Raw genomic sequence first — 25,768 nt, 5'->3', positions numbered from 1 at the left:
CTGCAATGTTAATAAATATTCGTGATCATTTGCAGCAGGGGCTCACCCGTGCCATCAGCAGCAGCAATGTACGCTGTGGTATACCTTACACCCCGAATTGTCTCAGGTGATGATCCGCATGTTTATATGCAAAAATACCAATCTGCTCCCTGCTCATTTTTCCGAAGAAATCATGAATGAAAGCCGGGTTGGAATAGTTACCATAGGCTTCCATACTCCTGAGCCATGATTGCTTCTGTTGTTCTACATCTCCATTCAGCCCCTTTTTCACGGCCAGTTTACCGGCAGGCATATTCTTCTGCAGCGGTCTGTCATCTTTGGTGTTACTTTTCAAAGCCATTTTTCCGAATATCTTACCCAGGAATTCCTGCCTATAGGCCGGATTATTTTTGCCCTGTATCCATTCATCCCATTGGGTGCAATGTTTAGTCATCTGATAAACATTCATCTTTCCCCATTTGGCACTGCTGTTACTGCTAAGCGAGTTAATTCTGCTAATCAGCTCATTTCTTAATGCTGAATCAAATACTGTTTTCACGGCTATTGTTGTTTACAGGCTGTAATGAAAAGTGATTCCCGGAATCGTCTCTGAAAAGGGCTTCCGTGCCATAGAACTCCTCGGTAGGCGGCTTAATAAATTCAACGCCCTTGCTTTTAAGCGCTTCATAAGTGACCTGGATGTCTTTACAGGTAACCACGCCGCAGCCAAATACGCCTTCCTTTATCATGGCCATGAGTGTTTCAGCAGTTTGCTGCGGGAACATTTTACCCACCTTTACCGGAAAAAGTACCAGCTGCAGATCTGGCTGTTCAGGAGGAGAAACAGTCAGCCAGCGGGAATCAGGCCCCATGGGAAGATCATCTACCAGCGTGAATCCCAGTTTGTTTACGTAGAAATCACGGGCGCTGTCCTGGTTCAGCACATAAATATTGGCGATTGACATTTTTGTAATCATAGCTTGTTTGTTTTGTTGAAACAAAGCTCGAAAACTACGCTAATAGTCACTTCTTCAAAATTGCTATTTTTAAATTTACAGGGACAGATAGTTATGGGAAGATAATTACGAATTGCGAATTACGAATTGCGAATGTAGAGCGAAGAAATAAGCGGATAAGGAATTTACTTCTTTGCTTATATCTTCGCTCTACATTCGCAATTCGTAATTTGCAATTCGTAATTCTAATTATCAGTTTGCAGTGCTTTCAGCCGGTGTGCCAGTTTGGAGGTGAACAAATCTGCGCCTATATAATTCAGGTGCATGGAATTATAAAAGTATTTCTTATCAAAACACAATTCATCATTAGTAAAATCCAGGAAGGGAATATGATATTTTTCAAAGAACCGGCGGTATAAATTAAAAAGATCTGCCCGTCCGGCAATGAATTGCTGGCCTTCAATATATTCCGGTGCATAGATCGTAACCAGTTGAATATTATCTTTTTTACACTCTCTGATAAATTGTTCGAACAACCTGATACTGGCGGTATCATAATGAATCGTGTATTTCACCCCGGTCTTCCTCGCATTATCGAAATCATCATTCCAGTCTGCATGCATTCCCCGGAAGCCTTTGGTACGGTAATCCGGGATATCATGCGTAAGATTTCTGACGATCACATCCAGTACTTCCGTCTTGCCGGCATATCTCATTAAGGGAATAAAATAATCTGTTTTATTAAAGCCCTGATAAGTAGAAGTAAAGTTGTACATGTTTTCATTCCATAGCATGTACGGCATAAACTGCGAATATTCATAGAGGTCTGCTCTTCGCTGCAGGCTGAAAATATCTACTGATAATACTATCATCTGCGGTTTGCGGTTGTGCTTCAGCAGCTCGCGGTGCCGCATGTATTGCAGGTGGAAATTATGGCCGTCAATACCCAGGTTATATACCTGCTTCTTCAGGGAATCTTCCAGTATGGAAGAGTTGATCTGTATCCATGCCCTGGAGGAACCGTAAATAACAATATCACTGTTTATCTTTCCGTCGTATATATCTCTCATTACTTCAAGCTCTCCGATATCTCCGCCACCTTCTCCGTGCACTCTTTTCAGGCCGGCAGACAATAGTTTATCCAACGGATACATTAAAGCGAGGAGTGGAAGTACCAGCAGGCATACCTTCTGTAAAAACTTTTTCATCTATCCTTAGAATTGGAAATAAATAAATTGTTGTTCTTTTCCGGCAAACCAGAAAATGGCTATTACGAGCACATAATAAAAAGCGTATCTCACCGGCGCTTTCCATTTCAGGCCCAGGGATTCAATGGCATACTTGCTTTCACGGCCTTTCCACTCTATCATCATAAAGAGGATTACCAGTATCAGCTGTGTTTCCAGCGCATGCCCGGTATGAAATTCGGGCTTACGGAAGAATGACCAGGAGAACATTCCTGATATATAAGTAAACGCCTCATGCATACTTTTGGCCCTGAAAAATATCCAGGCGATGGTGGTGAGTCCGAAGGTCAGCGATACGTTCAGTACATCTCTCCAGGATGGGAAGATCTTTCCCTGCGCAACGATGCCCAGGTGATTCCTGTTCTTATCGGTGAGAAGGAGCGGCAGGAAATAGAGTGCATTCAGCGCTCCCCAGGCGATGAAAGTCCAGTTGGCCCCATGCCAGAAGCCACTGACGATAAATATGATAAACGTATTCCTTATTTTCATCCAGGTGCCGCCCTTGCTGCCTCCCAGGGGAATATACAGGTAATCGCGGAACCAGGTGGAGAGGGAGATATGCCAGCGTCTCCAGAATTCTGCAATGTCGCGCGAGAAATAGGGAAACGAAAAGTTCTGCAGCAGTTCCATTCCAAAAAGCCTGGCGGTACCCAGCGCTATATCAGAATACCCTGAAAAGTCCCCGTAAATCTGGAATGCAAAGAAAATGGCGCCAATCGCCAGGGTGCTGCCGGACTGTCCGGCAGGGTTATTAAATGCTTCGTTTGCGAAGGCTGCACAATTATCGGCGATCACTACCTTTTTAAACAGCCCCCATAAGATCTGGCGCACCCCGTCTACTGCTTTACCGTAATCAAATGTTCTTGGTTGCTTGATCTGTGGCAACAGGTGCGTGGCTCTTTCAATAGGGCCAGCTACCAGCAAGGGAAAGAAGCTCACGAATACGGCATAGTCCACGAAATTGCGTTCTGCCTTAATCCTGTTCTTGTAGATATCAATCACATAAGACAACCCATGGAAAGTGTAAAAGGAGATGCCGACGGGCAGAATTATTTTCAGCGTCCAGGGGTTGATCTGTATCCCTGATCCGGCAAGGGCCTCCTGAAAGGATGCTATAAAGAAGTTATAATACTTGAAAAAGAAGAGAAAGCCCAGGTTGATCACTACACTCAGCCAGAACCAGATTTTCCGGTGCTGCTGACTCCTGGCTTCACACATCTTCAGCCCCGTATAATAATCCAGAGAAGTGGAGAACACCAGCAAAAAGAGAAAACGCCAGTCCCAGCATGCATAAAAGAAATAACTGGCCACCAGCAACAACAGATTCTGCATTCTCAGACTTCTGCTGGTAGCAAACCAATAAAGAAAAAATACTACGGGCAGGAATATGGCAAATCCTATCGAGTTAAAAAGCATGCTGTATGACGGTTGTATTTATGTTTAGTGTGCGGGACATGGTTGCATTCAGACATCATAGGTATAAATATGTGTTGTACTGAACACATGTCCGGAATACAGGCGGGTGATGCTTATCAGTCCGATCCGGCATAATTGCCACCAGCCCTGGTTTATTCCAGGGCGGCAAGTTACTCTAAAATTATGGCAGTAACAATCTTTCTGCGGGGGGCAGGGGGGGATCATATCCGGGAGTTCCGGTTTATCATTTACCTCAACTTATCTGGTTACATCGTCTCCACGCTTCCTTCCTACAAACCTTACTACAGCGCCTTCTCCCACATGAAAACTTCCTTCCTGTAAAAAAATCACTTCTTCTTCCAGCAGCAGTATGTCATAGTTATGGAAATCGGCAGTAATCTCGGTTTTGGAGTACAGGCTCTGCAGGTCGCCGGGGCCGCCAACACCAGGGTTAAGCTGTTTATAGTGCAGGTGCTGCTTGCTGAAGGCCTCCAGAATAATGATGCCGCCGGGCCGGAGATACCCGTTGAGCTGCCGGTGGAATACGGATTTGTCGGGGCTATCCAGGTGCGCGTAGATGAGCCCGATGGCATCGAAGGAAGCCGGCTGAAATGACAGCAGGCTGAAATCGCCTACCAGGTATTCCAGCGCTACCTGCTTTTCACGGGCCAGCAGCATGGCTTTGCTGCGCGCTTCCGTACTGAAATCGCAGGAAGTTACTTTCCAGCCTGTCTGCGCTGCAAATATGCCGTTGCGACCTTCTCCGTCTGCCGGCATTAATATAGAGCCGGGCGTAAATGCTGGCAGCCACTCCCTGAAGAATACATTAGGTTCGGTACCATAGGCAAAATCTGTACTTTTATATCTTTCGTCCCACTTCTGGCTCATAGTGATATATTTTTATTTAAAGAGAGAGATTAACTGCTGCAAAGTTAAGCCGGAAGCGAAGGAGAAGGATAGGACAAAGCAATGGTTTAACAGGACAATCATCAGGTTATCATCCGGCGGGAAATAAAAAAACCGCAGTCAGGAATAACTGCGGTGTTTTCAAATCAACTCGTTAGTCACTTCAGACTCACATCCTTTCCGGTAGCGAACTGTTGCAGGGTTGTTGCTATTTCCTTTTCCAGTGCCTCGCCACCCAGTTCCTTGTTCAGCGCTTTCTTTTCCAGCGCCATCATAACTTTATACAATGGTTCATTGTTAACTTTTTTCTGCAGGTTGATGGTAGTATTGTTGCCATATACTTTATCCCATCCTTTGCGGACAAGTGCCCAGAAGGCTTTGTTCTTTTCCCACCAGTCCTTCGCTTCTTTACATCTGCCCTCATCTATACGTGCGTAGGTATTTACTCCTTTCTCTCCTACCAGTACTTTATCCTTTCCGTTTTCTCTCAGGATTTTCTGATTATCCTGTTCATGAACAGAGCCATTGGCGGTGATTTCGTGGTGATTGATGCGGTGCAGCACGTTGTAGTCGCTGCGGGTGGTGTACTCCCGGCGTGGCAAAGGCGCATCACTGCTGCCTTCCCAATAGTGGCGGCCATCAGCATGTACCCAGGTGGCGGAGCCTTCGTAACGCGGCTCATCATCCACGCCGAATACTTTCTGCGTCCATTGTCCTTTAACCTGTGCTGCGGGCAGCTGTATTTTCTTCCACTGGTTATCCTTATCGTAAGCAAGCAGCGTCTGATTTTCATACTGCCAGTCTTCCGTCCAGTGCTTGATTACATCTTCACCGGCTATCAGCAGGTGCTGTAATACAATGCGGCCGGGTGTTTCATCAGCTACCGTGATATATTCAACGGCATCGATAATTTTATGATACCCTTTGGGCTTATAGGAGCTGTCTGCCGGAAATGTTTCGGTATATTCAAATGTCACATCATGGCAACCGCACATATTCTTAATAGCTGCTTTATCCTGTTGTAACCTGTCAGCCGGTTTTTTCTGCGCAAATGCGCTCAGGGAGAGGCATGCGCCGGCAAGTGTGAGTGTCAGTATCTTGTTCATGACTTATGAGTTGAATGGTTATATATGATGCAGATTATTTAAAGTAAGCGGATCCATCGGGTTGCAGCACATACCTGAAATGATAGTATCTGCTGGCGGAAGTAGCTACCGGCGGGTTGGGCGCATCTTTGTAGTAACTGAATATTTCCAGTTTGGCATATTTCCCGTCAGCTGTTTTCAGGACAAAAAACTTGCCTGCTACTGGTGAAATGATATGCGTATCCATGTTATAGGAATACCAGCCGGTGATAGCTTTTGCAGCGGCTTCATCAACTTTGTATCCAGCTTCCGGCGCCGTACCCATGTCATTGTAAATGCCGGAAACTACCTGTGCGGATGCCTTTCCCGGACCACTCACTCCACCGTTAATAATGATGGTGGTAGCCTTGAAACCAATATCCCATTTGGCTGTAGCGGAATCACTGTTGGGAACAACTTTATTTTCAGCGAGGTTATACAAAGTAAAAGTGCCTTTATTACCGGCATCAGCATCTACATTGACAGCCGTATTGGATATTACCTTTACAGTACCGGGACGGCCGTTGCCGCCGGTGTTGGCAGGTTTATCATCATCGCTCTTGCTGCAGGAAGCAATCAGTACCACAGATAATAAAAGTGTAAGTTGTTTTCTCATATAAACTAATTGTGCTTGTTCAGGTGATAAAAATTCCAGGTAAGACCAACGGAATACAGTCTGCCGGGCATTGTTGAAATATGCTGAGGATCCGTGTAATTAAACAGATTTTCGATGGTTCCCTGCAAACGTAACTGGTTGCGGAACAGGGATTTGGCAGCAGCCACATTCACCGTAGCATAGCCGGGAACAAATTCATTTTTCGTATCGGGGGTGTTGTTGCCATTCTCATCCGTGAATCCGTATTTGCTGCGGTATACCACACGGGCATTAGCATCAATACCCAAACGGGAATGGATATACGATACTTTAAAATTTGCCGTATGATGTGAGCGGTTGAACAACCCGAAATACTCGCTGCGCTTCAATGCACGGGTTTCTTTCGTTTGCTCGTCAACGGTATATACTTCTTTATTTTTCACTTTATTATACAGTTCATTATCCAGTGTACGCAGGTACTGATAGCCGCCGGAGAGCTGCCAGCATTTGAAGAGCGACTGACTGATTTCGGCTTCGGCGCCGTAGGTCGTGATACTTTTTACATTTACATAGCTGAAAACCCTTTGTCCGTTTGTTTTTTCGGCAATTGCCCGGGTATCTATCAGGTTATTGACTTTATTATAGAAGAAATTCACTTTGGTGGCGGTGGTACTGAAAGGTTTACCCTGAATACCCGCATTGTATGACCAGGAGCTTTCAGCATCCAGATCTTTCAGCTGGCTGACATCTATATTCAGCTGTTTGATTTCTCCTCTGGCCTGCATCTCTTTCAGTATATCCACCGCCAGTTTGGTACCTGCCACGGTATATCCTACCGCTGCGTTGTTGAAGTGCAGGTATAGCTGGCGGAAGTCGGGCGCCCGGTAGCCGCGGCCTGCCGAAGCAAGTACGCGCCAGTTGGGATGAAAATTATAGGATACGGATAATTTAGGACTGAACTGGGAAGGATACTGGTTATGGGTATCGAAACGACCGCCCAGCAAGACATTCCACTTATCGCCTGGTTTCCAGTTTTCCTGCAGAAAGAGATAACCGGTGTTGAATGCCATCTTCTCGTCGTAGCGGGTTGCTTCCAGTGATTCATGGATATACCCGATACCTGCTGTGAGCTGATGTTGCGGATGCAGCTGCCAGTCGGCCTGGTATTCCGGTTTCAGGTATTGCTGCGTAAACCAGGAGGCGTCGTATACGCGCTGATCCTGCCGGTACAGCATATCTTCGCGGGTGGCGTAGCGGGAATAGTACAGGCGCAGCACCTGCGAGAAGCGTTTGCCCGGCGTATTCCTGATGTTGAGGGATACGTTGGCATCCTGTTCTTTTCCTTTGTCGTCTACTATACCTTTTGACTCCTGAAAGAAGCTGTTATAGCGCTGATCAAAGTAGCGGGCAGAGAGAACGCTCTGCCATTTATCGCTCCAGTCCTGCTGCCAGCGCGACTGCAGCGTAACGGCATGAAACGGCGATACGGTAGGTGATGTATTCTCCTTTCCCAGCGTATAGCCGTTGGTGTTATAATAGTTCGCATTGACAGAAAACAGGCCTTTGGAAAAGGGAATTTTCGTACCTGCGTCCAGGTTATAGGTGTTATTGGTGGCCAGTCTGGCAGTAGCGCTGGTAACGCCTTCTTTACGTTTGGTACTGGTGATAATATTGATTACGCCGGCGAGCGCATCGCTGCCATACAGGGAAGACACAGGCCCTTTAATGATTTCAATCCTTTCTATATTGCTGACAACAATCCGGGAAAGGTCGAGCGTGCCTGCGGTACGGCCTATCAGCGGTTCGCCGTCGAGCAGGATAAGGGTATATTCTGCTTCCAGTCCCTGCATCTGTATGCCGGTTCCGTGGTTGGAAGTGATAAACAAACCTGTCTGCTCTGCCAGCACCTGCTGCAACAATACAGCGCCCATGGATTGAATCTGTGCTTTCTTAATAATGGTAACAGGAATAGGGACTTTATTAACCAGCTGTTCATTGCGGGTAGCGGTTACCACTACTTCCTGCAGCGCTTTTGCGCCGGCGGTATCAGTTTGGGCAAACGAAGCCCCTGCCCGCATTATGCAGGTTAGCAGTAATAAATATTTATACATCTTAGGTAAATGTGAATTGCCCGGCAAATGTAAAATGCTATAGCATGATAACATTTACGAGATTGGGAAACTGTTTTACGCGATGCGGAACATTTGGGATTTGCCTATTTTTTCTTATTTGAGATATTGTGGCTGATCAGGCAGGGCTGTCTTTCCGCCAGGGTATTTGAGTGAAGACGTTATTATTTTTTTATTTGAGATTTTGTGACTCATCAAAATTGCCTCTGGGATATTTAAGTGGGGAAGCACTCCCGATTGAAAACAAAATCTCAAATAATAAAATAAAAAATTTAAAAGGCCACGGTCATGGACATGACCATGATTAATGCTTATGACTGTTAGGTTACACGTTAATAAAACTGCTAATGAAGATAAATTCAAAAGGAAACGTTTTATTTAAACTGTGTCTGAAATTTAAAGATCAGGGCTGCCAGAAGGCGGCCCTGGTTATATGAAGCAGTATTCCAATAAGAATCTTTCGTCGTTGAAACACCTGGTGCATACCAGACATCCGCTTGCCGGAATATCTGGTACATGCACCGGTATCTCAAAAGGGTTTTCTCAGATAAATATTTTTAGGTTAACATGTTTTAATCGTTTTTCAATAATGACATTGTTAATTAATATTTTATGGTAGAAATTTCAGAGAGATCACACCGGTGATCCGTCACGGAATCAGATGCTTTTCCGGCCGGGCTTTTTCCCTGGCCAGTATGCTGGTGTAATATTTCAGCAGGTAGTGGTAGATCACCAGCTCATGCATGCGCTGGTTGGCTACGAACAGCCTGTTGAGGAACATATGCAGGTAATCTGCCACCAGTCGCTGTACAGGCACTTCTGACAAGGACAGTAACTGTCCGGATACAGGCCTGCCGCTTACTGCGCGACGGTGAAAAATTTCCATTGCTGCCGGCGGCAGCAGGGCTGCGTCGGGTGTATTGCCCAGCAGTGCCGCTATGGTACTGCTATGCTGACGGTATTTATTATTCAGTTGAAACTGCAGGTTGCTGTCTCCGTTGAATTCGCGGAAAAAGCCTTGCTGCATTGTTTGCAGCAATTGCTGCCGGGCGGTCATGCTGAAACCAAAATCTTCCAGTATACCATCAGCGCCTTTTAACGCGTACATCCAGCGGGCATCTTCCGGTGCTGATTGGATGAATGGCAGCAGCTGCAAAACCATTTCACTGTCCTGATGAAAAAATGTTTCAGTCAGGTGCATGGTGGCGGCGCCATAGCGTTCTATCTCCCGTATATAGGAATCCAGCTGAATACTGTGTACAATTCCCTGATCCAGGTATTCTTCGAATACTTCCTGCAACCTGTTGATTACGTGCTGGCTGTGCTGCCGGCTGTCGGGCAGGTGGAAGCGCACGCGCAGGTGGTTGCCTGGGTCCTGGAAGCGGATGAAGAACCAGCTGTCAATGATTCCATCGTGTTGCAGCTCAGCAATGAGGGGCTGCAGTTCACGGGTGAGCAGCTTATCCATCCAGCGGGGGCCGCAATATATTTTAGCATAAAGCCACTCGCTGCCGGGTGCAAACGTACGCGTGAGCGATAACGCGTGGTCTGGTGCAGCAGCGGTGGCGGCTGAGACTCTTGTGTAGGCGGTATTCTGCAACGGTATCATTATTTCGTTGCAATAGCTACCTTTTTTGTTGGTAATCAGCTGATCTTCTTCCATCAGGGATTCGAACAGGATTACATCATGTTTCTGCAATTTGTCTGCGAGCAGCTGTTGTGCCAGTACGCAGGACAGGTCGAGGAACAGTTCATTGTCGCCTTCTGACATTACTACGGCAGCGGGCATTTTATATTTATCCCGGAGCGTGAGTAAAGCTGCAGCCGGCGTGGTTATTTCCAGCAGGCTGGTAAATTCTTTACTGAAGAGATGCCATTGGGCGCGCTTCAGGATTACCTGGTTATAGCTTACGCGGGGCAGGAAAGATGCCTGCTGCATAACGAGCCAGTCCCAGTTAACGTTAAACGGCGCATCCTGATGCTGCAGGTCGCAGAGGAACTTATAAACAGGCTGACCGTCCGCATAGTTATGGGCGCTGGTAAGCCGCGGTATAATTTCTTTGTTCTGACTACGGGAGATGAGTACTACACGGTCATCTTTTACGGTGACGTACAGGTCATCTGTGTGTATTCTGAATTCCTTGTCAACGCTGGCGTTGCCGAGGAAAGGTATTTCATATTTGTAGAGCTGCGGTCTGAGCAGCACGTTACCGATACGTCCTTCAGGGAGGTGTACGATTTCGGCGATGATGCTATCCGGATGTAAATCGCTTTCATAGTCTGCGATGGCTTGCATCCGGGAAGTCAGTGCGGGGTTATTAACAGCAAACCTTCCGAGCAGCGCCAGGGCGCCGGGTCCGTTGAATGCTTTCAGGATGAACTGAAAATCGCCGTTATCCAGTGCTTCCGGTCCTGAGGCTATCAGGGTACCGAGAATGCTCACGGCAGCGGGCATGGTAGCATGCCCGTCTGCCGGGACAAAAGGCTGAATGTCTTTGTCTGTAAGGGTGACAGTATACGCCTGGGAAGACAGGGCCTGCATGCATTTGTCGAGCACCAGTTTGTTGAAGCTGGTCCAGCTGGTTTGCGGGGTGCCATTGGCGCCGGGGATCATGAGGTCGTCTACCAGGGGGGTGTAACTGGTTTTGTCTCCGCTGATGAGTCCGTACCCAATACCGCTTTCGGTATCCAGTACGGCCATCAACGGCATTAACCGGTTTTCATAGCGATCTGTAAATTTCTTTTTAAACTGTACCAGATCATCTGACAGCCGGCCCGTGTTGAGGAAGCTCAGTTGTTGCAGATTGGCTGTCAGCGCAGTCATGGCAGCCGATGAAATCTGGTTTCGTTGTGTGCTGTGGAACAAATCGATTTGAATCAGGTCTTTAGCTGACAAGGCGGGAAAATGTTCCTGAATTTGCTCACGGATACGGCTATATTGGGATATGCCGGTTCCGGGTGTTGAAAGGAGGTGCTGTACTGACTGAAGTACAGCTGGGTAAACGCCGGGCAATGCCGATTTGTCAAGTTTTGTCAACAGGCGGGACAGGTAGTCCGGGCCTGTGACTGTTGGATGAAAGGCCGATACGAGTATCTGATTTTGAATCAGTGTGCTGATATAGCGCGCTGCGTCCTGATCCGGCACATCAAGGGCAGTAAGTACTGCTGTAAGTTCCTGCATGGACGCGCCGTGTCTGGCTGTATCCAGAAGATCTTCCAGGTATGGTGTATGAGAGAAAGTGCTGAGAAAATAATGACGTCTGTTATCTTTCCACTGAGACTCATAGTACCTGTAGGTGTTGCCTACGCGGTAAATGCTGGTGTTGGGCAGATAGGTCAGTGTGTCGGCAATTTCGCTGTCCTGCAGTAATTCTCCGGCAATACCGGTTAAATAGTGCATATCCAGCCTGGCTACTTTTTCGGCGTCATCACCTGAAAAAGTAATTGCTGTAGCGTCGGTACCGGTGGCGCCGGCCGCACATCCCGCGAACAGGCCGTAAGGCGTGCAACGGGTACTCATCCTGAGCAGGTATTTATACAGGGTGAGCAGCAGTTTCTGTTCTTTATGCGGTTTCAGGGCAGTATTTTCTGAGAGCCATTGTAAAAGCAGTTGATGTAATTCGGGGCTGGCCAGGTAGATGGCTTCCTGTAACAGCGGTTGAGCATAGATATCCCTGATTGCTGCGGATAATGCAGCAATATCCTCCGGGCCTTTTTCGTGCAGCGACGTTATAGCTGTGTAGGGCAGCAATGGCAGTCGCAACAGGTAAAATCCGAATGTTTTCAGTTGTTGGCTATCTGTGCTTTCATACATCATTTCCAAATACTTTTCATCAGGCTATGGGTGATTATTCGTCTGTTTCCTCTGAAGCAGGTGATAATGTTCCGGTTCTCTTCTTTTTCCCCCTTTTCTCCGGCAGAGCCTGTATATATTGCCGGATAATTATCAGATAAACCGGAGACCTTTGCTAGCTGTCTTTTAATTGCAGGCCATCGTTTCTAAATCTATATGCAAGGTGCCGATGATTCTGCTGCCGGCCATATTTTTTCGACGAAGGTTTATTTTTACGAGATGAAATGCTTGTAGGAGATCATATTAAAGATAATTCCATTCCAAGTATCTTCTCCAGCTCGTGCCGGAACCGGATAAAACTAACCGGCTTAGTCAGGTAACCATGAACAGGTTCAAGGGCCAGATCCTTTAGGTGGGATAAAGGATAGGCCGTAACAATGATGATGCGACAATCTTTTCTTCTTAAAAGCAGATTGATGTGTTCTACCTGGATACCATACAGATTGATATCCAGCAGGATCAGATCTACTTTCCCATCCGTAATCAGATCCGTTATAGCCTGTAGTTTATCTGTAGTAACGACCAGCTCCATACGCGAAATTTTGCCAAGGTATTCGCTCAGCAATTCAACCGCCAAAGGCTCGTCGTCAACTATGGCACAACGGTAAGACATGTCCTGATGCTGGGAATTGATTACAGATTAGATGTACCAGTTCCCATAGTTGCCATAGTAGCCTGGGCGAATGAAGTCCAGCCAAAATCCCCGGTGCTTACGGTAGTATTTTCACCGCTGTTGTACATTTTGGTGCTGCTCAGGTTTTGCATGATGTGGCTGTCAGTTTTAGCAACAATCTCTTTATCGAGACTCAGTGTAATTCTGGCATGCTGGGATACTGCTTGTTTTTTCATGATGCTAGGTTAGGAGGTTTGAATAATATTGTGATTACATCACAATATTGAGGCTTGCCTCCGGGTTAAAAAATTAATTTAGACAAAAGTGTCCTTTGACACGACCAATGTAATCGCGCTAAGCAGTCGGTGATTTTCAAGTGCGTATCTTCCCTGGTTATTGCTAGGGCGGATAGGATATGGCGGGAGGGTTACAGCAAATTCCGGACCATCAGGAAAGCATCAGGCTTCATCATCCTGGCTGTCTCCGGTAATGCCTAAGCGGCGGTTTAATTCGGGTTTATACTGTTTGGAGATAACAATAGAGTGATTATTCAACAGTTCGGCTGTATTACCGATAATATTTCTGATCGCGTTCAGTTGTACAATATACGATTTGTGTACCCGGATAAACTGTCTGGAAGGTAAAGTATCTTCCATGTGCTTCATCCGCTGGTAAATAATATAGGTTTTCTGTGCAGTAACAATTTTGATATAATCCTTCATGCCTTCCACGTAATAGATATCATCAAAGATGACTTTACTGAGTTTCTGGCTGTCCTTCACGAACATGAAGGTCGGCGCTTCTTTCGGCGGTGGTTGTTTTTGTTGCTGCAGCTGTACTTTTGCCTTGTTGACCGCTTTCAGCAGCCGGTCAAAACCAAAAGGCTTTAACAGGTAATCCACCACGTCCAGTTCAAATCCCTGTACGGCATAGTCCGGGCTGGCTGTAGTAAATATCACCAGTGGCGTATGTTGCAGCGACCGGATCATTTCCACCCCGTTGATATTGGGCATCTGGATATCAGAAAAAAGGAGGTCAATAGGCTCCTGTTGCATTACATCAATCGCATCGAAAGCATTTTCACAGGTCTGCACCAATTCCAGATGTGGAATTTTACTGATATAGGTACTCATTAGCTCACGGGCAAAAGGCTCGTCGTCAACTACCAGGCATCTTATTTTTTGCTCCATGTCGTTGTTTTAGTTAGAAAGTGCGATTGACAAAGTAACATTATATTTATCACTAATATCTTCTATTAGCAATGAATGGCGACCCGGATACAATAATTCCAACCGTTTCCGTGAATTTTTCTGGCCTATTCCCCCTACTTCTTTCTTTTCCGGCCTTTCCCCTTTACTGTTACAAACGCTCATTTTCAGCAGCGGACCGTTGGCATGAATCTTTATATGAATGTGACATTGGCCATCGCTGGTAACCTGCCCGTATTTAAAGGCATTTTCGATAAACGGAAACATCAGCAGCGGGCCTATTTTCTGATCAGCTATTTCTGCTTCATCATATTCAAAGGTTATATCCGCCCTGGAACCGTACCGGATACGTTCCAGTTCCGTATAATTGCGCATAAATTCCACTTCGTCACGCAAATATACCAGTTGTGTATCAGATTCATACAAAGTATATCGCATCATAGCGGAAAGATGCAAAATAAGGTCTGACGCTTCCGGAGCCCCTTTCAGGGACAGGGTATAAATATTATTCAGCGTATTGAACAAAAAATGTGGGTTCAGCTGTGATTTCAGAAAGCTCAGTTCCAGGTCCAGTTTATCTCTCGACATCCTGAGCCTGCGGGTAGCGCTGCGGATAGTATCCAGCACCATCTTGAATACCACAAATGGTCCCATTGCGCTAACATAGAACCACATTGCTTTCGGTGACAAGGTACTGAGAATGACTCCCATAAAACCACCTTTTGCGATTTTAATAACTGTATCCGCAGTCTCCTGGTCTTTTACCTTCATCGAAAACCCATATACAATCAGGCATGCACCATAATTGATGAGGGAATTTACAAAGAAGGGAAAGATAATACCAAAGAATCCGGCCAGATAGTGGCCCTTCAGAATCAGTTCCGGTAGTACAAAGTACATGATGAAGTAAAAACCAAAAACCAGCACTAACATGTTTCTCAATGTCAGCACCATACTTGCAGGAGCAGGTTGTTTAAGATCAACATAGTACAGTAAAAAATGGAAGAGATAAAAAGCGGCCCATACGCATAGGTGCACAATTACCCTAACCCTGGGGGTATAAAATTTCTCAAAGGCGCCAGAACTTATCCAACTTATTAATCTGTTGTCTTTTACCACTTGGCTTGCCACTTCTTTATTTCTGGCAGTAGATGACATTGGTCGAATTGTTGATTCACTTATTGCTAATTTTTCATGCTTACTACGCAAAATAGCAAAAAAATGTAATTGAATGTATTTTTTCCCCTCTTTTCCTTATGGTGAGCGGATTACAGCCAATCAAGCCCGGTTACGGACGGGGCTCATACTCGCTGCGACCGGAATTCCGGGGAAAAACCCTGCCCAGCCGCGGGTAGGAAGCCCTGCTTATTTAACCAAAACTTCATACCGGAAAGATGGAATTTCCTGCACATTTCAGCACGCAAAAAAAGGACAACCTGCTGCAAAAATACTTCAACCGACTTATTATCAATTACTTCAACAAAAAAGTAAAAGTTAGTATTCCTAACAATAAAATATTTTTACAATGGCATTTCCCTGTTTCAACTTGTCAGGACAGGCCGGCCATACTATAGTTCCTCCCCTGCGCCCCAAATTGGCCGGAGCCGGTATTTCATCGTGAAAAGAGGTGCATTGGTCTAATAAGTTTTAAAAGGCAGGCGCCAGCCGCCAACTTTGGGCGTCTCAAAGGCAGGCAGTACAGACCAATTACAGACGATTCTATGAAACGGCAGATGACCATTTACATATTCCCGATACCGACTGATACATTTTTTGTGCAGCAGGCAGGTTATTGCCTTTTCAACCGGAATCTGAACCAAATAGTAAATGTTTCCCCGGAGAATGTTGTGCTGAATTCCGTAAAACATAGCCCCAAAGCATTTACTACGCCGATGATTACACGAAAATCCGGTCATGGTCAACTCTAAAGGGTATTCTTATGCAGTTAAAGCTATCTACATACTCACAGGAATTAACCATCCGCCGGTGTACTGTACCGGATGCTATCCTTGCCGTTACCGGCAGGAGGTCCGGACGCCATGCCCGCACTCACCGGAAAATATTGTCTGGCGGCTATTTCCACCAGTTGCCGCCCTCAGCCTGCCGGCAGTTTTTGTATAATGAGATGATAACGCCTGCCAGCGGCAGCCGCGCTGTCATATTGTTGTTACCCGTAAAGACTATACCTGACAACCGCTTCCTCGATTCCCTCATTACACAAATGACCACACTGACCGGGCAACTACAGGACCAGTTTCCCCGGGACTCCCGCCCTGCCTATGAGCAGCTGCCCGTAATTTACGGCACAGCGCCCGATCAGGAGCGGCCGCCCCGCCTGGACCTGCCGCTGCAGGATGTGAAAGTTCCCCAGGAACACATCTGCATCCTGCAGCCGTTGCTGTCAGCCTCCCGGCACCTTCAGCTCAGAAACATCTCTTCAGCATTTATACTGGCATCATCCGCTTTTACCGACATCAACGAAGCACAACAACGTATCCATTTTCCAACGGTCCGGCAAAGCAGGCGCCGGTGGCTTCCAAAGCCACTATCGCTGCCTTGCAGCCGCGGCACGTGGGCCTCTGGCTCATCTGCCGGCCACCAGCCTGGATTTCAGTTGCTGCCGCACATCCGGACCTCCAGGTCCCGGAAATCGCGTTTCATCCTTGCATTGTCTGCGCATGGGCATTATGAATCAGTGATGCAAAAGATACACAGCACACAGGACATCAGTAACCTGCCAGCCGGAATACCCACCCTGGCAGGTTCGCTGGTGGTGCCGCCAACTTCGTTCACCGTGTAAACTGAAGGCTGACATGATCTTTCTATCAGCACAACCAGATGATATTATCTTCCTTTGGCAACTGGAAATACAGTTGCTCAACTTCCGGGAGATGGGCATTGATCCTGCCGGCATACATGTTCTGCTGGCCGTCAACCCGCATAGCGGACTCCGGCCTGAATACAGATCACTTGTAAACCGGCAGGACCTGGCCTGCTTTTTTATCTACCCCGATAACAGAACACAACGCCGGTACCCTTCCGGCGTCAGGCCGCATATTATCAAACAACACTTCCTCCGGCATACCTGGCTGAAAGATACCGCTATCTTCTATCACGACTGCGACATCATCTTCCGGGAGCTGCCGGATTTTTCACAGCTGATCCCCGGCAACACCTGGTATGTATCTGACACCCGCACCTACCTGAATGCTGATTATATCTGCCAGCACGGCCCCCAGGTACTCAAAGATATGTGCCGGATAGCGGACATCCCGCCCCGGACTGTCATCAACGCCAATGACAACACCGGCGGTGCGCAGTATGTGCTGAAAAATACGGATTATCATTTCTGGGATAAAGTGGAGACAGACAGCGAAAACCTGTACACCTGGCTAAAAGATAACCAGGAAGATTATGCCGCTTCCTGGGCGGTCAATACCGGTAATAACATCAACGACTATACGCCCATTCAGCACTGGTGTGCAGATATGTGGGCGGTTATGTGGAACGGACTGCGCTCCGGCCACCCCATCAGTATTCATCCGGAACTGGATTTCTGCTGGCCATCCGATAACATAGCCCGCTGGCATCAGTGCAGAATTTACCATAACGCCGGTATCCTCCGGGATCAGCGCCGGAAATACTTCTGCAAATTTGTATATAATATCACCTTCCCTTACTATGAACAACTGGATTACCTGGATCAGGACAGCTGCAGCGCCATGTATGCCGCCGCTATCAGGCGGTATACCCAGCACGCGCGCATCCCGCTGAGGGATACTACCATCCTTATTCCGGTCAGAATAGATTCGGCGGATAAACTCGCCAACCTGTACACCATCCTTCAATTCATAGATAAATACTTTGAAACAACAGTGATTGTTTCAGAAATGGACCGTGAACAAATTATAGATCCGGTGTCGCTGCCGGGAAATGTGCAATACCATTACCTGCACAGCGACACCGATCCTTACTACCGCACCTACCATCATAATACGCTGCTGCAGTTGTGTGAAACGCCCTATGGTGCACTGTACGACGCCGATGTGATCCTGGCGCCCAACCAACTGGCCTGGGCAGCAGAACATCTGCGCGCCGGCGCCACCCTGGTGTATCCATATGATGGCACCGAACATTATGTAAACCGGAACTTCAGCAATATTTTCCGCAGGCAGCCCGATTTCGGTATGCTGCATCACTACCAGCAATGCTTTGATACCGTTTCCAGCGAGTCTTTCGGAGGCGTTTGCCTGATAAACATGTCTGCCTTCCGTAAACTGGGACTCGAAAACATCAATCTCGTTGGCCCCGGTCATGAACATAAGGAAAGGTATAAACGCTTCCGGATTGCCGGAGAAAAAATAAAGCGTACCGAAGGCGTATTGTTCCACCTCTATCATCCCGGCAGGAACAAGCCCTGTTTCCATAACGAAAAGCTCATGCTGCACAACCGCCAGGAATATCTGAAAGTCTGCAATATGCAGCCCGCCGAGCTTTTCGGCTATATCGAAAAAATGAAGACTGCAGCGCACCGGCCTGCGGCCTTGCAACCAGTTTAATTATTCAGGAGAAAAATGGAGTTATTATCTACATATAATCTGATAGCAGCCAGGGAAATGCAGCTGGACAGGATAGCCAGGTACCTGCTTATCAACGGCGCATTAACAGACGATATTTCCTTATTTCACGGGAAGACAGGCATGGCCTTCTTCCTGCTGCATTATGCTGCCCACCGGCAGTCCGACCGCTACCGGCAGTTTGCCGAAGAGATACTGCAGGATGTTACCGGCGCCATAGACAGCTATCCGCAGCCCGACTACGCCAAAGGCGTTACCGGCATTGCCTGGGGGCTGGAACATCTGCTCGCCCGCAACCTGATTACCACAGAAACCGTAACCGGACCGCTGCTCAGCAGCCTGGATGAACGCATATACGGCTGGCACCATTGCCTGTCGCGCAGCTACCCCGAAGAGCTGACCGCCCATCTCCATTATGTACAGGCACGCATTGCGCGGGCAGGCTACGACAAAAAAGATATGGAGAAACTGGTCAGACATGAAGTATATATCAACCTGACAGATAAATCCGAAAGGCGCTTTCAGCAGCAATATGGCGGAGATGCCACCCTGCTGCTGTCACTGGCGCGCACCCCGCAACACCGCCTGGCTGCAAAGTATCATGAAGTGACTGATTATGCGGGCAACATCATCGTACTATCGAAAAACCTCTCATACAACCTCTATCCGGCTGTTACCATGCGGCTGCTGTCTGATATGATGCAGCAGCTTCTTCCCGCTGCAGAATATCTGCTGCAACATATCCCACCGGCAGCGCCGGAAGCATTCCTGTATTTCAGTATGCTGGTGGAATTGCTGCACGCCTGCTATACCGCCGGCAAAAACAGCGGCAACGAAGAGTGGCGGATTTTTGCCCTGGAAAAAATGTTTTTAGCCATAGACGGCTACATGCCTGCCGTGGACACAGGCTTCCGACATAGCGCCCATATAGGCAAAACCATGAATATGGCGCAGATATTCCGCCGTTTTCATCTGGAATACAAGGATCATGCACTGGAAAATATGTATCACCGGACTACAGACCACCTCGTGGATCAGTCTTACCTCATGACCGCCAACAGCCACAACAAGCACCTGGGGTTACGGGAAGGACTGGCCGGCATAGGGCTGGTGCTGCTGTCGGGGATACGCGGAGATCTATGCTACTGGGATGAAAGTATTTTAATCAGTTAAGAAAAAAGAGATCACATGCTGCACGTAATAAAAGTTTTGGACGACCTCACCACCGGCACTTCGCTGCTGCACAAACTGGATATTGCCACCGGCAACGATGATATGTATCAACTGTATACCGTTCACCTGGGCAGCAGCCGGTATACTGAATACAAAGAGATATGGATTGATAATCAACTGCATATTTATATTCCCCTGCCGTATTCCCGCAAATCGCTGCAGGACTTCTCCCTGGCAGAACTACAGCAGTTCGGTTTTCGCGTGGCTGATCTGCTGGAAATGCGTTTTGCCGGAATAACCGGACTGATATTTCATTTCGAAAATAACAGCTGGGCGCATCTGGCACATCAGCTGAAAACGTCCCTGCAGGCTAAAGTTGTTTACGGATACTCTTACCTGTCAGTAGGAGAAACCCTCCGCCATATGCTCACCATTGCTGACCAGATCATCTGCGCCAGTTTTGTGGCGCATCATTTTCTGCAGCAGCAATATCCGCCATTCAGACACAAAATCTCCACCATATATAATTATCCCGAATGGCTGACCAGCCATATCCACCGGCCGCAGCCTTCCCTGCTGCCAGTACTGGGCCTGCCGGCAGATACGCCGCTGATACTCTTCAACAAACAGCTGGCGGCTCCGGGATACGATATGCAGCCGCTGCTGGAATCCTTCAAAAAACTGAAAGAGGCCTATCCGGCCGCCAGGCTATTCCTGCTGCATGAATCAGGATTATCTACCTATGCCGGTATTATGAACCTCGCGCTGGAAAGCAGCATCAGCTTCATACAACATATCAGCGCCGATCAGGAAGCCGCCTTATACGCCAGCGCCTCGCTGGTGGTAGTACCGGAGCTGACAGAAGAAAATTTCCTTTATATGCCCCTCCTGCAGCTCGCAGGAGCCGCTATAGTACTGGATACCAACCCGTCAGACAATCCCTGGTTCGCCGAACTGATACAGCAACGCCTGATAGAAACGGATATGCTGCAATACGGCGATCAGCTGGATCTGGCCGGAGCGCTGCCGGGCAGCCTTGCCGCCAAACAAATCATAGCGCCGCCTTTCAAGCCTGCCAACGGGCTCGTGGCCGCTCAACTCTATAATTTCCCGATCGTATTCGGCTGAAATAAAGACATATACTATCCATGAAAACAGGTTCACCCTGACAGAAGGCATACCGGTACCGGTGTGCCTTTTCTGATATTATCCCTACTGCGTGTCCGGTGCATCATCATCCTATAACTTTAACCTGTCGATGATTCCAACACAACAACATCAGCTATACATCCATACGGTAAAGGTTTTTGTCCATCCGTCGCCATGATTATGTTCCGGTCGGTTCCGGAGTTTTAAAAGCAGTTTTCTAATTAAAAATCGTTTCATGCAAACGACTTCTGCATCCATGTCTTTTGATGAAGCTGTACATACCTGGATGAAACAGCTTCACGTACCGGTCGGTAAAAAATATCTGCAGCGCGAGCTGTGGTCGCACCCGGATTATCCCTCCCTTACTGCGCTGACAGACCTGCTCGACGCAGGCGGCATGCGTTATCACGCACTGGAAATCGCCGAAGAGGACGTTGTTATCCAGACTTATCCATTGCTGGCGCATCTCAGAAAAGGAAATTCAGAAGATATTTATTTGGTCAGCAATCCTAACCAATGGAAATCTGACGACACATTAAAGAAGAACTGGTCCGGTGTAGTCATTACACCGGATGAAGATACACATTGGAAAACCCCTGAAAACAGCCAGGACACAAGGTTCAAACAAAACAGCCGCGCTTTGGCATTAGCTCTCCTCTCCTCTTTCCTACTGGCTGTTTTCATTCCTATCATTACTTTAAATGCGGCCAACATCACCTGGGGCGTTCTTGCATTGTCCGGCGTTTTTATTGCCGTCGTTGCGCTGGCACTGGAACAGGGCATACGCATCCAGGCATTTAAAGCGCTATGCGATGCGATGGCTCCCGGCAGCAGCAATACTTTCCGCAATACCAGCTATACGCAGGGTGTGGCAGGCTTCAGCTTTTCCGATATGGCTTTCGCCTATTTCATGACGCAACTGATTTTTACTATCGCAGCCCTCCGCGATCCGCTATGGATCTCCACCGGTATGTGTATAGCCCTTCCCGTTACGCTGGTCAGTGTTTTCAGCCTGATGGCACAGCAATTCCTTACCAGAAAATGGTGTACCCGATGTTTGCTGATTACTGGTATCCTGCTGGGGCAGAGTCTTTTATCCCTTGCCCTGTTATCCTTTACAGCAGCGGACCTGAACCGGTTCACCCTGCTCACCTTCTTCATGCTGCAGGCAGGTATTGCGCTGGTAGTAAAGGCTGCCAGGGTGGTAACAGAACACTGGCGCGCTAAAATGGCGGCGGCAGACGAGCTGCGGCAGTGGAAAAAAGATGACGCCATGTTTATGACAGCCATGCAGTACGCAGAAAGCGTTGACTGCTCTCCCATAAAAAATGAATTACGTATAGGCGACCCCGATGCCCCGCTGCAGATAACACTTGCCTGTAATCCTTACTGCAGACCGTGCGCCCGCGCCTTTGAAGAGCTGGATGCCCTGCTGACCAACTACCCGGAGCTGCTGGCCGTGAGCGTACGTTTCATATGCAACCCGGATCAACCGGACGATCCGCATACACAGGCAGCATGTCACCTGCTGCAACAACATCTGCTGTTGCCGGAAGATGATCCGCAGCGGAGGGAAATGCTGACAGACTGGTTCTGCAGTCTGCAGGCAGACAAATGGTTAAAGAAATGGCGTACAGAAGTTCCCATCGATACTATGCCTCTCCAGAAAGAGCAGGCTGCCTGGGCAGCAGCGGCGCAACTCACCGCTACGCCAGCAATCTATCTCAATCACCGGCTGCTGCCTGCAAGATACCGCATCACCGATCTGCGTTACCTGATTCCGGCAGTTGCACAGAACATTACTACGCTCGAAAACAGCTGACTATTATATCTTTTTCCATTTCTGCGCAATGCTGACAGCAGTTTCAATCATATAAGGCTGCCATTGCTCAATGAGCCAGTCTGAATGTGCCAGAGAAGAGTGCTGCAACGCATGTACCGCAGCCTCGCAGGAAGAAGCGGACTCCAATATGGCTGAGAGCTCCAGCTGCTGCTGAAACAATGTTTCATCTGCTGCCGGTACGGCTGAGATAAGCAGGTTATCCGGCATAAAACTATTTATAAAACAAGAACCCGTCTGCGGCTGTTGCTCATGCACGATGCGCTGCATACGTCCAAAATCCTGTCTGAAAAGGGTTCTGCTGGTATCTGTATCAAGTCCGGTACCTAATTGTTCCAGCACTACATACTGCAGGTTCGGACACAGGGGAATTGTTTTTTGCAGCAGCTGAAAAACTTCTTCCGGTACGGCATCATCGTGCGTATCTCTTCGTACCATGCGCTCAGGCGCTGCTGGCGAGGCTTCCCAGCTACCGCCGGAAATATGTATTTCTCTTACTTTATGCAGCGGATACAAGATAATCATCTCCCCGAAAGTAATATCAAAGTTATGCAGCTGGCAGTAGAGGTTATGCAGATCAAGGATAATAAAACCATTTACAGGTTCCAGCAGTTCATCCAAAAAGGCGCCGTGGCGCTTCACTTCGTCCATGGAATAGGAAAAGGCCAGGTTTTCCAGTCCTACCGGACATCTGCAGGCGTCATGAATTCTTTTCAACCTGTCAACACCAATGTTAAGTGTGCTTTTTGTATAAGGTATATTCAATGGCGCACCATGATGAAAATCCTTACCGGTCATAAATCCGAAATGTTCTGTGATATGATCAAAGCGGAAGTGCGTACTTGTTTTGCGCAGGTGCTGCAGCCATTGTTCCTGTTCCTGCCGCCAGCGGCCGGAGAACAATGAGAAGAAAATACCATGGCCTATTAACCTGTTTTCATTACTGAAAGCAGTTAACAATTCCACAAACCAGTCAGGAATATCTTTTACTTTATACAATGCATCGAAAGACCATTCAATGGCTTCAATCTTTGACGCTTCCATCAGCGGAAGACAGGCGGCCAATATGTTGGCATCCAGGTTACAGGCAACTGCAGAGCGGATTTCAGGCACCTTTTTGGAATTAGCTGTGTAAGAATAGATTATCAACCCATGCCGCAGGCTATGCAGGCTTCAGGGTGCTTAGGTGCATCTTTCTTCTCTGCTTCTTTCTTTTCCTGTGGTGTCAGTTCTTTTTCCTTCTTACAGGAAGAAGTAGTGGTTTGTACTGTAATGCCAATCAGAATGGCTCCTAACAGCGATTTTGGTAATTTCATCTTAAAGGAAATTTTAGTTGAAAAAAAAGCAACTGTGCACAGTATTGCTATTTAAACGCAGCAGGATTTTTAAAAGTTACAGGCGGGAAATTAACTTTACTGTTAATTTTGGGGTAAATTATCATGTCAGGGTTTTACTACCCTGAAACCCTGATTGCTGAAAGATGCCACGGGATTTACCCGGCCAATATCCACAGAGTTAAAGTAGTTGCAGGAATTTTTACTGCACCACCAGGAGCCACCGCGGGCATGTACCATGCGCGATTCTTTTTTATCGGTGGGTAATCTGCCTTCACAGAATTCAAATAGGTTGCCATACATATCATACAATCCCCAGGCATTGGGGCGGAAACTGGCCACAGGCGACGTGTACATGTAACCGTCGCTGGTATCGGCCACCAGGTGATTACGGCCGTGCCAGATATTGGCATACCTGCCTATGCTGTCACGGTTATTGCCCCAGCTGTACAACGAGGATGCGCCTGCACGGGAAGCAATTTCCCATTCGTCCAGTGTAGGCAGGCGTACATGCGCCCACTGGCAGTAAGCCATGGCATCCCGGTAGCTGATAGTGGTGACCGGATGATTCATTTTATCTTCAATACCACCATGGCTCACGCCATTGGGATAACGCCAGTAAGCGGTACTGTCTTCCTTCCAGCGGAATTCTTCCAGCCCCGGTTCAAATACCAGCGCATTCTTCCTTTTCTCTGCTTCAGTGATATATCCGGTAGCCTGTACAAACTTATCGAAAGCGGCGTTTGTTAGTTCGGTTGCAGCCATGTAATAGCCTGCTGTACGTACTTTGCGGGCTGGATTCAATATGCTTGCTTTACTGCCAAGCATATATTCTCCTGCCGGTATATGCACAAAGCTGGTATCAGCCTGTGCATATACGCTGTGTATTCCGGTAAGCATTAATAATACCGGCAGATATTTCAGCAGTGTACTCATTTCCGGATAGTGCTGTAAAAATCAGTAGCGCGTTTGAGAATCAGTTCTTCATTCGCCCCGTTGAAGTCAATATAGGCACGGAAATCAGCGTTAGGGCCATACAGTTTGCGGTAAGACTGAGATGTCATGAAAGGCGTATATTCTGACTTCATCATCAGCAACATCAGCAGGCTCAGTATATCATGATCCTTTTTATCGGTATTATAGGTATCTATCAGAAAGGGGATCATCTCCCGGCCATTGATTTCCTGGATGGCATTTTTATAGTTAACGCCCATCCGTTTGCTGCGTATCACAGATTCGCGGATGATAGCCATCACGGAGTCGCGGTTGCTGTTCAGGAAATTAATCTGGCGCTCGCTCCAGTTGGCTTCAGAGAAGGCATCCGGCAGCCTGCCGAAAATTTTCTTGTCCTCATCCTGTACAGGCGGAATGGGGTCACAGTTCTGGCTGGATATTTCCGGATGAATCATCACATAGGTAAACTTTTCGCGCAGCGATAATGCCAGGTAAGTTTTATTATCCATACGGGCGGTTTCATCATCAGCCCAGGGAATACTTTTTACCAGCGCCTTTACTTTGGCCAATCCATAAGGCGGCACGGTAGACTTATTACGGTATTCATTATAAGCCTGGCTTTCTTTCGAAGGTGTTTTCCATTCGGGGCCGTCGTACTGTGCAAAGAGATTAACAGAACAACACAGCGCCGTCAGGAGCATCAGATATTTCATGG

Annotated in this window: 22 protein-coding genes; 5 read left to right on the top strand and 17 right to left on the bottom strand. The window is 47.5% G+C overall.

What is annotated here, in order from left to right; genetic code table 11:
* Window positions 1-85 precede the first annotated feature (85 nt).
* The 13 genes from GWG06_RS11685 to GWG06_RS11625 all read right to left on the bottom strand — a co-directional run bounded on the left by GWG06_RS11685 (window position 86) and on the right by GWG06_RS11625 (window position 14,959).
* The gene (locus GWG06_RS11685) at window positions 86-538 is read right to left on the bottom strand and encodes a DUF1569 domain-containing protein (RefSeq protein WP_160713443.1); all 453 of its coding nucleotides are present in this window, start codon (window positions 536-538) and stop codon (window positions 86-88) included.
* Window positions 522-956 (bottom strand): VOC family protein, encoded by a 435-nt coding sequence (locus GWG06_RS11680; protein ID WP_160713441.1) that lies wholly within the window; start codon window positions 954-956, stop codon window positions 522-524. The genes GWG06_RS11685 and GWG06_RS11680 overlap by 17 nt, the downstream gene beginning before the upstream one ends.
* Before the next feature lie 224 nt (window positions 957-1,180).
* On the bottom strand, window positions 1,181-2,143 hold the full coding sequence (locus GWG06_RS11675; RefSeq protein WP_160713439.1) for a hypothetical protein: 963 nt from the start codon (window positions 2,141-2,143) through the stop codon (window positions 1,181-1,183).
* Between the two features lie 6 nt (window positions 2,144-2,149).
* Complete coding sequence (locus GWG06_RS11670) at window positions 2,150-3,598, bottom strand: MBOAT family O-acyltransferase (protein WP_160713437.1); 1,449 nt, start codon at window positions 3,596-3,598, stop codon at window positions 2,150-2,152.
* Between the two features lie 258 nt (window positions 3,599-3,856).
* Entirely contained in the window at window positions 3,857-4,486 is a 630-nt protein-coding gene (locus GWG06_RS11665) for a class I SAM-dependent methyltransferase (protein WP_160713435.1), read from the bottom strand.
* A 176-nt stretch (window positions 4,487-4,662) separates the two neighbouring features.
* Window positions 4,663-5,610 (bottom strand): DUF6607 family protein, encoded by a 948-nt coding sequence (locus tag GWG06_RS11660; RefSeq protein WP_127036644.1) that lies wholly within the window; start codon window positions 5,608-5,610, stop codon window positions 4,663-4,665.
* A gap of 34 nt (window positions 5,611-5,644) precedes the next feature.
* Window positions 5,645-6,244: an HmuY family protein gene (locus GWG06_RS11655; RefSeq protein ID WP_160713433.1), complete on the bottom strand. Its 600-nt coding sequence runs from the start codon at window positions 6,242-6,244 to the stop codon at window positions 5,645-5,647.
* 5 nt (window positions 6,245-6,249) lie between these two features.
* Entirely contained in the window at window positions 6,250-8,301 is a 2,052-nt protein-coding gene (locus GWG06_RS11650; RefSeq protein ID WP_160713431.1) for a TonB-dependent receptor plug domain-containing protein, read from the bottom strand.
* A gap of 700 nt (window positions 8,302-9,001) precedes the next feature.
* Window positions 9,002-12,169, bottom strand: a complete 3,168-nt coding sequence (locus GWG06_RS11645; protein ID WP_160713429.1) for a lantibiotic dehydratase — start codon at window positions 12,167-12,169, stop codon at window positions 9,002-9,004.
* Between the two features lie 274 nt (window positions 12,170-12,443).
* Complete coding sequence (locus tag GWG06_RS11640) at window positions 12,444-12,818, bottom strand: LytR/AlgR family response regulator transcription factor (protein WP_127036652.1); 375 nt, start codon at window positions 12,816-12,818, stop codon at window positions 12,444-12,446.
* A gap of 20 nt (window positions 12,819-12,838) precedes the next feature.
* A complete protein-coding gene (locus GWG06_RS11635; protein WP_127036654.1) occupies window positions 12,839-13,054 on the bottom strand; it encodes a hypothetical protein in 216 nt (71 codons plus the stop codon).
* 222 nt (window positions 13,055-13,276) lie between these two features.
* The gene (locus GWG06_RS11630) at window positions 13,277-14,008 is read right to left on the bottom strand and encodes a LytR/AlgR family response regulator transcription factor (RefSeq protein WP_127036655.1); all 732 of its coding nucleotides are present in this window, start codon (window positions 14,006-14,008) and stop codon (window positions 13,277-13,279) included.
* 9 nt (window positions 14,009-14,017) lie between these two features.
* Window positions 14,018-14,959: a sensor histidine kinase gene (locus tag GWG06_RS11625; protein ID WP_158631392.1), complete on the bottom strand. Its 942-nt coding sequence runs from the start codon at window positions 14,957-14,959 to the stop codon at window positions 14,018-14,020.
* Between the two features lie 1,006 nt (window positions 14,960-15,965).
* Here GWG06_RS11625 and GWG06_RS11620 point away from each other — a divergent pair.
* The 5 genes from GWG06_RS11620 (at window position 15,966) to GWG06_RS11600 (ending at window position 22,747) form a co-directional block, all read left to right on the top strand.
* Entirely contained in the window at window positions 15,966-16,826 is an 861-nt protein-coding gene (locus GWG06_RS11620) for a hypothetical protein (protein ID WP_127036659.1), read from the top strand.
* A gap of 13 nt (window positions 16,827-16,839) precedes the next feature.
* The gene (locus GWG06_RS11615) at window positions 16,840-18,585 is read left to right on the top strand and encodes a hypothetical protein (RefSeq protein WP_160713427.1); all 1,746 of its coding nucleotides are present in this window, start codon (window positions 16,840-16,842) and stop codon (window positions 18,583-18,585) included.
* 15 nt (window positions 18,586-18,600) lie between these two features.
* Complete coding sequence (locus tag GWG06_RS11610; protein ID WP_160713425.1) at window positions 18,601-19,776, top strand: lanthionine synthetase LanC family protein; 1,176 nt, start codon at window positions 18,601-18,603, stop codon at window positions 19,774-19,776.
* 15 nt (window positions 19,777-19,791) lie between these two features.
* On the top strand, window positions 19,792-20,904 hold the full coding sequence (locus GWG06_RS11605) for a glycosyltransferase family protein (RefSeq protein ID WP_160713423.1): 1,113 nt from the start codon (window positions 19,792-19,794) through the stop codon (window positions 20,902-20,904).
* 256 nt (window positions 20,905-21,160) lie between these two features.
* Window positions 21,161-22,747, top strand: a complete 1,587-nt coding sequence (locus GWG06_RS11600) for a vitamin K epoxide reductase family protein (protein ID WP_160713421.1) — start codon at window positions 21,161-21,163, stop codon at window positions 22,745-22,747.
* 3 nt (window positions 22,748-22,750) lie between these two features.
* On the opposite strand, the gene GWG06_RS11595 is transcribed toward GWG06_RS11600, so the two are convergent.
* From GWG06_RS11595 to GWG06_RS11580, 4 genes are all read right to left on the bottom strand, one after another.
* Window positions 22,751-23,878 (bottom strand): multinuclear nonheme iron-dependent oxidase, encoded by a 1,128-nt coding sequence (locus tag GWG06_RS11595; protein ID WP_235938302.1) that lies wholly within the window; start codon window positions 23,876-23,878, stop codon window positions 22,751-22,753.
* A gap of 32 nt (window positions 23,879-23,910) precedes the next feature.
* Window positions 23,911-24,081 (bottom strand): chryseobasin-related MNIO class RiPP peptide, encoded by a 171-nt coding sequence (locus GWG06_RS11590; RefSeq protein ID WP_158631393.1) that lies wholly within the window; start codon window positions 24,079-24,081, stop codon window positions 23,911-23,913.
* Window positions 24,082-24,207: 126 nt separating this feature from the next.
* Window positions 24,208-25,035 (bottom strand): SUMF1/EgtB/PvdO family nonheme iron enzyme, encoded by an 828-nt coding sequence (locus tag GWG06_RS11585; RefSeq protein ID WP_235938300.1) that lies wholly within the window; start codon window positions 25,033-25,035, stop codon window positions 24,208-24,210.
* Window positions 25,032-25,766, bottom strand: a complete 735-nt coding sequence (locus tag GWG06_RS11580; protein WP_160713419.1) for a hypothetical protein — start codon at window positions 25,764-25,766, stop codon at window positions 25,032-25,034. Before GWG06_RS11580 ends, GWG06_RS11585 begins: the two co-directional genes overlap by 4 nt.
* Window positions 25,767-25,768 lie beyond the last annotated feature (2 nt).

Source organism: Chitinophaga solisilvae (assembly GCF_009928525.1).
GTDB classification, from domain to species: domain Bacteria; phylum Bacteroidota; class Bacteroidia; order Chitinophagales; family Chitinophagaceae; genus Chitinophaga; species Chitinophaga solisilvae.
This window is presented reverse-complemented; position numbering and strand designations above follow the sequence as displayed.